Below are 13,980 nucleotides of genomic sequence, written 5' to 3'. Positions count from 1 at the left end.
TAAACCAAGATATTGCCTAGATACGTGAAATTACCACTGCTTAAATAATTCAATTGAGATAAGCTATTGAGAGCTTGTAGGTCAAGCTCTCAATAGCAATCCTTTTCGAAACATGAGAAAGAGGATCAATCCTGGCAAGGCTTTCAGAACTAACCTCTCTCACAATTCAAGTCGGATTGCTAAATAGCTTATCAGTTCATATTTAACTAATTGAATAGTAATTAAGAAATCATGCAGATAGCAAACAGTAATGACTTTTTTGAACAAGAGAAGTATTACATAAAAAGTGGAGAAAAAGCATTATTTCTTCTACAACAGAAATATTCTAAAATTCGTCTAAGTAATATTCAATCCCGAATTTTTATTGAATCATGGAATGGGAAAACATATAAAGAGATGTCCGCAATCACTTGTTATGATGCTCATTATCTTAGAGACGTAGGTCACAAAGTATGGAAGGAATTATCTAAGATAACAGGTGAAAGCATAAATAAAAACAACATAAACTCCGTTATTAATAAAATACTATTTCAATCACCCCAATCAGACTCAATACGCCGTGGAGAAAAAGAAGTCCAAAAAGATATTAAATACCAGCCAATCACAAAGAAAAGAATATCTTTTCTTTGTGAACGTGTAAAATCGTCAATAGTTTTACATCCGTATGAATTTAAGCAAATCACCGAAGATCTCATGCTTTCCAAATGCCAACTTCTTGGAGTATTTGGTATGCCTGGGTCTGGAAAAACTACTATAATTAGGCAAGTTTTAAAGTCTGTAATGGAAAATTTTGATGCTAAAGTAGTAATATCGATAAGAAATGTATCGAGTTTTGAGGATTTTGTTGACAGTCTCGTCCTTCAGTTGACAGGAAAAACAAATGATGTTGAAAGATCCATAGAGGAAAAATTTATTACATTTATAGATTTGATTACAGAAAATAAACATCTTATAGTCATTGATGATTGGGAGTTAACTTTATTTACTTCAAATTTAAACACAAACTACAAAGAAAGTTTTCACTGGTATGGAAAGTTCTTGAGGCATATCACTGAAAATCCACACAAAAGTAAAATAGTCGTCCTTAGTACGGAAATTCCACCAGGAGTATTTTTAAGTAATAACGAGTTTTATGTTAAATCGTATGTTCTTAGAGGCGTTGATGTAGAGCTCGCAGAATTATTCCTTGAAGAAACTGGATTTAGTAAGTACTTCTCAAAGGAACAAATTAACAAACTAGTAGAAGTGTACAGTGGCAATCTTTATTCGATAGCGCAAGCTTGTAGTGTAATACAAAAAGATTTTAGCGGTCGAACGGATATATTTCTGAGTAAAAATGAGTACATGTTTGGAAACATTTCCCGCCGATTAGAACAGCAATACACTAGGTTGAGTACACAGGAAAAAAGAATACTGATAGGGCTTATTCCATATGAAAGCCCTATCAGTATTGAAGAGATTGCAAACTCGTTTTGGTTGATTGGATTCGAGAATGTTATCTTAAGCGCAGTAAACTCTTTATTTAATAAATGTCTGCTTTATAATTCGAGTGGATTAATTCGCTTGCCAAACATTTTAAAGGAATACATTATTCAAAGAATGAGAGCAGGGAACTTGATTGATCTCAAGGTTTTCTAAACTGTTTTTACAAAAAATGTAGTTGCACAAATTACTTTTATTCGTATTATGATAAGTTGTCTATAGCCAGTAGCCTTTGATTTTTAATATTGTCATGCCATATTTATAAGTGTAAGAAAATTTAGGAATTATGAGAAATATAATCGACTTTTCTTTAGAGAATGACTTGGAATATTGGACAGCAATTCAAGAATGGTTAGAGGAGATTACTCAGTATAACGATGTGATAATTTCTGATCTAATTATTAGACTTAAGTCAATAAATCAGTGAATGCTGATGATCATTAAACTCTAAAAATATTTGTTAGTATGCAGCTAGTTCTAAAATGTTACATCTTGGAATAATATGTCTTAAGAAAGGATCTTTAGTAAGAGCGAAGCAGATCAAAATTGTTTCTTGTCTAGAAGGCGACCATATTTTAACCAGCATGTGTGATTACCCTTCATCTTTTAAGAAATATAATGTTGGCCAAACAGTAATTGTTGATATAGATCATAGTTTAAGTATTAAATATATTGAGGCAGCGAGTAAACATGCTCTTTCTATTATTAGTAGAAATGCTGATACAACCACTTTTCAAAACATAAAAAAAAATGATTTTCAGAGGATAGATTTAGAAGAATCCCGAGTTTTACTTGATAGGTCTAAACAAAATCAAAGTAATATTATTAATTATAATGCTATAAGGAGGATGAGAATTTCTCAAGGTCTAAATAGAGTAAATATAAACAAGCTACCTGATCAATATAATGAAAATGAATTAGGCCCTTATGAGATATCCCTACCTCATGCGAGTGTAGACGGGTTACAGTTGCAAGAACACAAACTCCCAACCCTTAAATATGAATCCATCTTGGATGTAGATACGAAAAATATTGTTGGTGTCCATGCGTGTTGCTACAATAAGCTTTTTCCCGTTGATCGAAATAGAGATCATCCGAAAGCTCAACTTGATCTAAAAAATCATAAATTTATATTGGTTAGGAAAGTTATAGAAAAACTCAATAGTTGGCATCGACTAGGATATGCTCCGTTGTATATAACCTTAGACTTATCTTTTATAAATCCAGATATTCTAGACATTGATTTTTTCAAGACTATTAGATCTTATCAAAATGTAAATAACCTAAGACTAAAATATTTTGATGTTCAACTTCTTTCTAACTTTGACATGCAACGAAAATATCATGGTGTAGATACATCTATATATGATGTTGCTTTCAATCTAGAATTAGAAATATTACGTTTTAATGAAGATAATTTTCTTGAAATTTTGGAAAATAGGTGCATAAAAATTATTTCTTTAAATGTAAAAAGATTTAATTGTTTTACGAATAATAGTGATAATAAAATAACTAATAATTTGAAGAATATTATTCAGCTGACCAGACTCTATAATATTGATTTCTTGTGTACGGGTATAGAGCATCTTCAAGAACTAAAATTACTTCAATCGTTAGGCTGTAATTTGTTTCGAGGGACTTTAATCGATCCGCCGTTGAGTGAATCAGAGATGTCTGATGTTCTTGCTGCTAACTGGTTTGCTCGTCGACGAGATCTGAAGAAACAATCATGAGTCAATGTATTTTTGATCACAAAATTGAGAGAGATAAACGTATATATGAGTAGTAACTCAGGTATTGTCTCAAGTCACATTGAAGTAACAAAAAGTATTCAAGATGAGGAAAAGTATGTTAATGTTCTTCCTATACTAGACACTCTTAAAAGACGATCTCCAATTATTATATCCTGTGCTGCTCTTGTTTCATTTTCAGCACTTCTATTTAATTTTACAAAACCATCAATTTATGAAGGAAAGTTTGAAATCTTGGTGAAGTCTAGTAGCCCAGAAAGTAGTATTGCTTCTGCATTGTCTAGTGACTCTAATCAAGCGGTTCCACAGGAAACGCTTGATACGTCTAAAGACTCAAGTATAGACGAGTCAACTCTACTTCAGCTCTTACAAAGTCCATTATTTTTTGAGCCCATATACGAAAATGTTAAGCCTGATTTTCCAAGCATTAAGCTAAATCAAATAGTAAGTAATATGGTGGTGAGTCAAAAGAGTGTGGGGAGGACCGCTACAGATGTTTTCGAAATAAAATATCAATCATCAGATCCTGAGCTCGTCAGTAAGGTTCTCTCAGAAACAGCGCAAGCATACCTCAATTATAGTTATGACCAACGTCGTGAGTATTATACTAGCTCCATTGAGTTTCTAGATTCTCAGATGCCAAAGGTCGAGTTGAAAGTTCAAAATCTTGAAAGAGATTTGCAAATTTTTCGGGAAAAAAATATTATTTTTGACCCTGATGAATCTGTGAAATCAATAACAACCCGTCTGAATCAAATCGAGCAAAGCATAAATGAAAATACAATTAATTTACTTGAGTCTCAGAAACTCCTTGAGTCTTTGCTTGTGCGTACTGATAACAATTCTTTTACAGCAGAAGCGGGATCTGTTTTAAGCGATTCTCCTGAGTATCAAAAGGTGATAAACGAATTGCTAGAATTAGAAATTCAGTATAAAACGCTGAGTCAGCAACTCACTGATGATCACCCAAAACTCATCGAGGTTAGAAGAAATATCTCAGAACTCAATGATATTTTAAACCGAGTCGCTCAATCGAATCTAGGTTCTAAGCTTAATTCTCAAGTTGATATCAGTAATAATGATGTTCCATACCAAAACAGCTTAAGGAAGGGACTAAGCCAAAAAATAGTAGAGACTGAGCTTGAGGTTAAAGCTCTTAGAACTCGTCAAGAAGGTCTTTTAGATGAACAAAGACGCTTACGAACATTATTTTCTCAGCTCCCTCAGTTAACCCGTCAATATCAGACTGTACAAAGACAGTTGGATTTGTCTAACGAACAACTCAATCGATTTCTCAAGATCCGTGAGAATTTAATGCTTAGTTTATCTCGCGAAGAGATTCCTTGGAAGATTGTTGCGCCTGTTGCTGTATACGAAGCAAGCTCTTCAAGTTTAATTCAAAGACTTATTCTTGGATCTCTTCTTGGAGTTATTTTTGGCATCGGTTTGTCTCTAATAGTAGATCGATTTTATGGAGTTGTATTTAATCTCAACACATTAACTTCACTCAGTAAGTGGCCTATATTAGCGAGTGTCCCTTATGTTGAAGAATTATCTTATAGTTTGCTTCGCTTTTTCGACACAGCAAAAAATTCTCCAATGGAAAGCCTTAGCTATAATTACTTGCGTGCCTTGAATGAAATATTTAGGTCATGTTACTCTCAAATACGATTAGCCAAGCCTGATGAACACATTCAGTCAATTGTAGTAACATCATTAATTGCTGAAGAAGGTAAAACGACGGTATCTTTACATTTGGCAGAAGCAGCAGCAGCCATGGGCTGTCGTGTCTTACTTGTTGATGCTGATTTAAGAAAAGAGCCTACCTCACTTTCTGACAAGAGTGTTCCTGAATTTTGTCCTCCTGGTTTGAGTGAACTTGTAAGCGAACAAGCTACTTTATCAGATTTGATTTCAGAGTATGATGACTACCCTAACTTATACTTTCTCTCCTCTGGGCTAATTCCTACTGATCCAGCAGGTTTGCTAGGCTCGAATAGAATGTCAACAATAATGAATGAGATTAAAAATTCGTTTGATCTCATAATTTACGATTCTTCACCTCTCCTTTTTGCCGATCCACTCTTGCTCTCCTCAAATTGTGATGGAATTTTACTCGTAACTCGTCTCGGATATACTCCTTTATCTGACTTCAAATACCTTGATAAAAGACTAGCCTCTCTTTCACGAAAAGTACTAGGTGTGGTTGCAAACGATGTGAAGAATTCATCTCAACAAGTTTATAGCTTATATGCAGAAGGGCATCAGTCAACAAAGACTGGTAATTGGGAAAGAATAGGATCTAATTTTCAAGTAAGATAAAAAACCTGACTTTTTCCTTTAATTAGTCTAGTTGACCTTTTTAAAACCTAGGTCTTTAACCTTGCTAATTTGTGCCTGATCCACTGAATTTTATGATTTACTTTGGCTCTATCGGGATTGCTGAGAGGTGTTTTACTCGAAATGCTTAAACCCCTGGTATGGAAAAGCTTTCAGCCTTAGAAGTGCGAATCATCTTAAACTTGAATTCCTGAAAGTCTTTGCAGCCTATTGACACGATCTACCTCTCTGAGAACACCTATTAACCTTCACTTTTTACATCTCTTGTGTGATTCTCAAGTATCTCCGATTTTAAGCACCTATACTTTACTGGCGATATTTTTTGTAAACTAATATGTCAAGCTAGACTACACCTACGGAATGCAAGAGAAAAACTGCAGTAAAGTCATGACATTTTCATGTTTGTTATGTCGATAGAACCGTGCTAAATATTTAGAGAAGATAATTTATGTGTGTTTTAAGTTTAGAAGTTCTACGAACAGTTATTGATGACTAGCTATCATGTTCTCTGGTAGTAACAAATGAACAGTGACTCGGTGGATTACGGTCAAGTTGGATTTGTCGATATCTCCTCTGAAATAGCTATATTTGAAGCTCAGCGGGGATTTTCACTTATCGCCAACTCTTCTTTTTATCACGAAAACCTATTGCCCAGCTACAATCTTCTAGTTGTTGATTCTTCAATTGATGATTACCAGCATTTTCTTCGTGAGCCTAAAGCGGATACTACAGAAGTATTGGTCCTGGACGCAAGTCTTGATGGCTTAAGACAGATATCGAACCTCTTGGAAAACAGGGATTATTTGGTTTCAAGCATTACCATACTTTCGCATGGTGATAATAGCTTGCTCCAGTTAGGGGCATCTGTCTTAGATAGTAAAAGCTTGGAATTATATCGAGATGAAATTTCTGGATGGTCTCGTTACTTAGGCAGTGACGCTGATATTTTAATTTATGCATGTGATCTTGCACAAGATGCCCTAGGTAAAAAATTTGTTGATCGGTTTGCAGAGTTGACTGGGGCTGATATAGCTGCTTCGACTGACTTGACCGGTTCGACTACATTAGGAGGGGATTGGGAACTTGAGTATCTGAGTGGAGATGTCCACATTGAGACCTTATCATGGACCTCTTCTACGTTATTAGAAGAATATGATGGACTTCTTGCATCCTTAATTGTAGCCAACCAAACATCCAATAGCATTTCATTACAAGCCCCCAATGGTAGTGGCGGCTTTACTTCTCCGACGACTCTGGCTGTATCTGGCACAGGGCCATCGACGGTCACCTTGGGGGACATCAACGGTGATGGACTGGAGGATATTCTCACCACCAACGTAGGGTCTAGCAACATTTCCCTGTTTACCAATAATGGTGTTGGCGGGTTTAATACACCCCAAACCTTTGCCGTCGGTGCTGCTCCCACACAGTTGGCGGTGGCTGATGTCAATAGAGATGGTCGATTAGATGTCTTAGCCCTCAAAAACGCGACAAATAACTTCTCCGTCCTGCTTAACAATGGCACTGGTGGGTTTGCCGCTGCTCAAAACTTTGCAACTGGAACTGGCCCGGTGGGCATTGGTGTCGCTGATGTGAACGGAGATGGAAACATTGATGTTTTTACCGCCAACCTCAATACCACCAATGTGACCGTTAACCTTGGGAATGGTGCGGGTAGTTTCGGCGCAGCCACTGCCACTTCTACCGTTGGAAGTCTTCCGGTCGATATGACCACAGGGGATCTCAATGGCGACGGTCGCATGGACTTTGTGGTTGCCAACCGGAGCAGTCGTAATGTTTCTGTGGGTCTAGGAAACGGCACAGGCGGCTTCACCGTTACGAACTATGGGGCAGGGGCTCGTCCAAATGTAGTGATCTTGGGCGATGTCAATAATGATGGAGCGCTAGATATTGCGACCGCTAACACAAGCAGCACTCAAGGCTCCATCTTGCTGAACAACGGGAATGGAGGATTTGGTGGGCCGACCCCCATTGAGATTGGCTCCACGGCTACTGATATCGCTTTTGGGGATGTCAATGATGATGGCAACCTGGATTTACTGGCAAGCGCCACCGCTGTTAACCAGATTGCTGTTCTTCTGGGTAATGGCAGTGGAGGCTTTGCGGCTCAGCCACCTTTGACAACCGCAGTTGCTCCTGCAGGTCTGGCGTTTGCCAGCATTGTTCCTGATACTACGGCTCCAGTACTACAGGGTGCTGTGGTGAATGGTTCCACTCTGACCCTAACTTATAATGAATCCTTAGATGGAGGGTCTGACCCAGCCGGTGGGGCATATGCAGTGACGGTGAATGGGATAGCCCGAGCGGTCGATAGTGTGGATGCCAATGGTACAACGGTGACCCTGACGCTAGCCAGTGCGGTGGCAGCAGGTGAGACCGTGGCGTTAAGCTATACTCCTCCTGCGACGAACCCGGTTCAAGATGTGGCTGGAAACGATGCGATCGCCCTCACAAACCGAACGGTGACCAATACGACGGCTCCTCCTGCGGATACAACGCCTCCAGTGTTCCAAAGTGCGGTGGTGAATGGCAGCGTTGTGACATTAACGTACAACGAAGCATTAGATGGAGCGTCTGACCCAGCCGCTGGGGCATATGCAGTGACGGTGAATGGGATAGCCCGAGCGGTCGACAGTGTGGATGCCAATGGTACAACGGTGACCCTGACGCTAGCCAATGCGGTGGCAGCAGGTGAGACAGTGGTGTTGAGCTATACCCCGCCTGCAACAAATCCGGTTCAAGATGTAGCGGGGAATGACGCGATCGCCCTCACGACCCAATCGGTGACCAATACCACGGTTCCTCCTGCAGATACAACGCCTCCAGTGTTCCAAAGCGCGGTGGTGAATGGCAGCGTTGTGACATTAACGTATAACGAAGTATTAGATGGAGCGTCTGACCCAGCCGGTGGGGCATATGCCGTGATAGTGAATGGGGTTGCCCGAGTAGTCAATAGTGTGGATGCCAATGGCATAACGGTAACTCTGACCCTAGCCAGTGCGGTGGCAGCAGGTGAGACAGTAGCGTTGAGCTATACCCCGCCTGCGACGAACCCGGTTCAAGATGTGGCTGGGAACGATGCGATCGCCCTCACGGCTCAAACCGTTACCAACATCACCCTACCCCCCGCAGATACAACCGCCCCCATATTGCAAACGGCGATTGTCAATGGCACCAGTCTTGTCTTGACCTACAACGAAGTCCTGGATGGCGCATCGGATCCTGCTACGGGAGCCTACAGTGTGGTGGTTAATGGGACACAGCGGACGGTCAATGGCGTAGATGCCAACGGCACTACCGTTATCCTTACCCTCGCCAGTGCAGTGGCAGCAGGGGATACGGTCGCCGTGAGTTACACCGTTCCCGGCACGAACCCGGTTCAAGACTTAGCGGGAAATGACGCGATCGCCCTCACGGCTCAGACCGTGACCAACACCACCCTCCCCACCCCTTCCGGTGGAGGCTCACCGACCCTAATCGTGGCTAATCAGGGGGCAAACAGTGTCTCCCTGTATGCAACCAATAGCTCGGGTGGATTTTACACACCGACAACCCTAGCCGTGGGAGGAGTTGGCCCCACCACCGTAACCCTAGGCGACATCAACGGTGATGGGTTAGAGGATATGCTCACCACCAACAGCAGTTCCAATAACATTTCCCTGTTGATCAATAATGGTGCCGGTGGATTTAACACCCCCCAAACCTTTGCCCTCAGCGCAGCCCCTACCCAGTTAGATGTAGCAGATGTCAATCGAGATAGTCGCTTAGATGTCCTCGCCCTCCACAACGCAACCAATAGTTTCTCTGTCCTGCTCAACAATGGCACAGGTGGGTTTGCCGCTGCTCAGACCTTCGCCACCGGAACGGGCCCAGTTGGCATCGGTGCCGCTGATCTGAATGGCGATGGAAACATTGATGTGTTTACTGCCAACCTGAATACCGCCAATGTCAGCGTTAACCTTGGCAACGGTGTAGGTGGTTTCAGCGTCCCCACTGCCACTGCTACGGTGGGGAGTCTCTCCGTCGATATGGTCACTGGGGATCTCAATAGTGACGGTCGTATGGACTTTGTGGTTGCCAACCGCAGCAGCCGTAACGTCTCCGTTGGTTTAGGGAATGGTACTGGGGGCTTCACCGTTACCAATTATGGTGCGGCGGCTCGGCCCAACATCGTAACCTTAGGCGATATTAACAACGATGGATCACTAGACATCGTAACCGTTAACGCAGGTAGCACCCAAAGCTCTATCCTCTTAAATAGCGGCAATGGTGGATTTGGTGGGGCAACTCCCGTCCAGCTTAGCATCACCGCCACGGATATCTTGCTAGGGGACATCAATGATGACGGTAATTTAGATTTGCTTGCCAGTAACACCAGTGCCAATCAAGTCGCCGCGTTCCTGGGGAATGGCAACGGAGGCTTTACCCCTCAAACCCCTCTGGCAACCGCAGCCGCTCCAGCAGGTTTAGCCTTTGCCAGCATTATTCCTGATACGACTGCTCCTATTCTCCAGGGTGCAGTGGTGAATGGGTCTACCTTGACCCTGACCTATAATGAAGCCTTAGATGGAGCGTCCGACCCCGCTGGTGGTGCCTACACCGTAACCGTGAATGGCGCTCAACGCACGGTAACTAGCGCAAATGCTAATGGCACAACCGTTACCCTTACCCTAGCTAGTCCGGTGGTAGGCGGTGAGACCGTTGCTATTAGCTATGTGGTACCGGGCACTAATCCGATTCAAGATGCGGTGGGTAATGATGCGATCGCCTTCACGGGTCAAGCCGTCACCAATACCAGTCCGGCCCCGGATACCACCCCCCCTGTGTTACAGACCGCTACGGTGAATGGCTCTACCCTAACCCTAACCTATAACGAAGCTTTAGATGGGGCATCCGACCCCGCTGGTAGTGCCTATACCGTGACCGTCAATGGGGTTCAGCGCACCGTCAATAGTGTGGACGCTAACGGTACAGCAGTAACCCTAAATCTAGCTAGCCCCGTGGTGAATGGTGAGACGGTTGTAATTAGCTACGCGGTACCAGGGACTAATCCAATCCAGGACGTAGCGGGCAATGACGCGATCGCTCTTACCAACCAAACCGTCACTAACACCACTACCCCCAGCAACCCAGGTGGTGGTTCGGGTTCTGGTTTAAATAGCTTAGTCGTTGCCAACCGCTTTGATAGCTCCATCTCCATATTTGAAAGTGATGGTGCAGGCGGATTTAGCACTCAAACCACCTTCTCTACAGGTGGAAACCAACCCTTTGCCGTAGCAATGGCTGACATTAATGGCGATGGTCTCAATGATGTAGTCGTTGCTAACCGAGGCTCCGGTGACATTGCTCTTCTGATTAACGATGGCACAGGCGGTTTCCTGGCTCCCCAACTCTTTGCCGTTGGCAACCAGCCTACCCATATCGTTCTCAAAGATATTAACGGCGATGGTATCCCTGATGCGATTGTTGCGAACAACAGTTCTGACACGGTTTCCATCCTCCTCGGTAATACCAGCGGTAGCTTTAACCCCCAAACCACCCTTGCAACAGGCGACGGGCCTTGGGAAGTGGTCATCGCTGACCTCAATGGGGATAGCAACCTTGATTTGATCACCGTACACTTTGTAGGCGAAACGGTAACGGTTAACTTGGGTGACGGCCAAGGAAACTTTGCAGCTACTTCCGGAACTTACGCTGTAGGGAGTCGCCCAGAAGGGTTAGTGCTAGAGGATGTTAATAATGACAATATTCTGGACTTCGTAGTTAGTAACGCTAGCTCTCGTAATGTTTCCGTGGCCCTTGGGAATGGTAGCGGTGGATTTGGTGCCGTGATTGAGTATCCAACAGGCAGCAATACCTCTAGTCCTCTTGCTCTAGGGGATGTCAACAATGATGGCTTTGCCGACATCGTAGTGGGCAACAGCGGTAGCGATAACGTCTCCATCATGCTCAACAACGGCAATGGCACATTCGGTGCAGCCACCTTCTTCGCCCTAGGCGACAGTCCCTTTGATATTGTGTTGCAAGACATCAACGGAGATGGCAACCTTGACATCCTGTCCGCCGATGCTAACTCCAACACAGTGACAGTGCTTGCTGGAACGGGCACCGGAAGTTTCAGCCCATTCACGATCTTAGCTGCAGGCACCGCCCCCGTTGATATGGTCTTCGGTTCTCTCAGCAGTGGTACAGGTGAAACTGGTGAAGGCACTCCAACCCTTGTAAATGCGATCGTCAGCGGTACAACCACCAACAGCACTGTCAAGTTGATTTACAGTGAGCGCTTGAATGGAGAGGCTGATCCCAGTGCCAGTGACTACACCGTACTGGTCAATGGCGTAGCCCGTACCATCTCTTCTGTCGATATCCTCCCCGGAACCGATGCCAAAGGCACAAACGTCATCTTAAGAATGGCCAATCCTATTCTGCTGGGTGACGTTGTTACGGTCAGCTATACACCCGGCGCAACCGCTGTGCAAGATTTAGAAGGTAATGCCGCCGCAGGGTTCACAAATCAGTCTGTCGTTAACTTGCGTGATTTTACGTTGACCTACGACTTCATGACCGTTGCGGATGTATTTGACTTTACTGAGTTTGGTTACACCTACGACTACGGCTACCTCAATGACTTTAGTGTTCTTCCTAGCACAGCCGCGAACCAAGATGGGCTAGATGTTCGTAAGAATGCTGCCGATATGACTCCAGAGGAAATCGATGCCTACATCAATGCCATACTGACCCTGAAAGACACCACGATTCTGACGAACAATGGAATTGAAATTAGTCTCTACGATCAGTTTGTTGCGGTTCACTTAGCCAGCGGAGATGCGATCGGGCGGATGGCTCCCGACGGTACCACGATGGTTAACCCCGCCCACAACGGTCCTGCCTTTATGGCCTGGCACCGTCTACTACTGGCGGAGTATGAAAATGCCCTGCAAGCAGTTAACCCTAGTGTCTCCCTCCCGTTCTGGGATTGGACAGATCTTAATTCAACCCTCAACATTGTCCTGGAAGATAACTTTATGGGGTCAGATCCCACTATCAACGGTGACATCCAAACGGGCTACTTTGCCCTAGCCAATGGTTGGGCTATGCGAAATGACTTGAGTGATGGTCGTTGGCTAGGTGTGGATGCTACTCCAGAGGGGATTGGTCGAGGCAGTCGTGTCAACAATCCGGGCACTTGGCGCCCAGGCATAGAAAATATGCTCCAAATGGATGCCTTTAACCTTTTTGCCAACAACGTCGAGCGCGGTACCGGTGCCCATAACAATGCCCATGGTTATATCGGTGGCATCATGGCTAACGTATCAGCTTCTCCCAACGATCCGATCTTCTGGATGTTGCACTCTAATGTAGACAGACTCTGGGCTGAGTGGCAGGTTGATGACCATTGGGGTACTAGTTTCTACGCAGCTAGTGGGCAAAATTACGGTCATAATTTGAATGATCCACTTTTCCTGTGGGATAACGGTGCGGTTCCTATTGCTGAAGATCTCCGAGACCTACTGGTACGATCGCCGGGAAGCACGACATGGGTAACGAATGGTAGTGGGACTATTGCGGGTGACTTGACCAATGATGGAACAGTAGCGCCTGGTAATTCTCCGGGTTTGCTCAACATTCAGGGAGACTATACTCAAACCGCTAATGGTGAACTGACCATTGAATTAGCAGGACGGAATCCAGAAACCCAATACGACGTTCTCAAAGTGGATGGCACTGCGAAGTTAGACGGCACCCTCAACTTTTACTTTCTGGGTGATTTTGCTCCAAAGTACGGTGTGTTTACCTTCTTAAAAGCAGATGCAATCGAAGGATCCTTCAGCGACATCAACATTTTTGGTCTTGATGAGGCCATTAACTACAAAGTCTTCAAGTCCCGTGATGGCAAGTCTTTCAAAATTAAAATGATGGGTCTCTGCGAAGAGGGTCTGGTAGATTACGGCATTGCTCAAACAGCCCAAGCCCTTTACAACGATACGGATCTGAGTTTGTATAACCCTCGTTTTGGTCGCGGTCTGGATATGTACATCTATGGCTACAGTGACATGCATGGCTGGGATCTAAATGGTGAGGCAGCCTTGTTTGATCATTCCAGTCACGGTGGTGAGACAAATTGGTATCTACCCTATGATGTGGATATTAATGAATGGGCGACGCTTCTCTCTAACGGTGCAACGATTCCTCAAGAATATATGACCCCCATGGATCATTCAGACCACGATCATTCAGACCACGATCATTCTGATCATCAGCATGATGACACCTGTTTCTGTGATACAGACGAGGATCATTCAGAGCACGATCATTCAGACCACGACATGGGGGATATGACTGGAGGCATGGATGATCATTCAGAGCACGATCATGATCATCAGCA

General features: G+C 43.7%; 4 protein-coding genes and 1 pseudogene. All 5 read left to right on the top strand.

The features are described 5' to 3' along the window. Nucleotides 1-231: 231 nt before the first annotated feature. Entirely contained in the window at nt 232-1,638 is a 1,407-nt protein-coding gene (locus QQ91_RS18990; protein WP_166277424.1) for a helix-turn-helix domain-containing protein, read from the top strand. 326 nt (nt 1,639-1,964) lie between these two features. After that, nucleotides 1,965-3,215, top strand: a complete 1,251-nt coding sequence (locus QQ91_RS18985; RefSeq protein ID WP_166277421.1) for a hypothetical protein — start codon at nt 1,965-1,967, stop codon at nt 3,213-3,215. Nucleotides 3,216-3,260: 45 nt separating this feature from the next. Next, on the top strand, nt 3,261-5,555 hold the full coding sequence (locus QQ91_RS18980; protein ID WP_166277418.1) for a GumC family protein: 2,295 nt from the start codon (nt 3,261-3,263) through the stop codon (nt 5,553-5,555). A gap of 539 nt (nt 5,556-6,094) precedes the next feature. Then, nucleotides 6,095-6,841 (top strand): annotated as a pseudogene (locus QQ91_RS21865) (DUF4347 domain-containing protein); the annotation flags it as partial. Between the two features lie 21 nt (nt 6,842-6,862). Beyond that, the coding region (locus QQ91_RS18975) for an FG-GAP-like repeat-containing protein (RefSeq protein WP_236095967.1) at nt 6,863-13,980 on the top strand (7,118 nt) is incomplete at its 3' end.

This window comes from Lyngbya confervoides BDU141951, from assembly GCF_000817775.3.
GTDB lineage: Bacteria > Cyanobacteriota > Cyanobacteriia > Thermosynechococcales > Thermosynechococcaceae > Lyngbya > Lyngbya confervoides.
The sequence above is the reverse complement of the archived record's forward strand: the minus strand, read 5'-3'. Positions and strand labels throughout refer to the sequence as shown.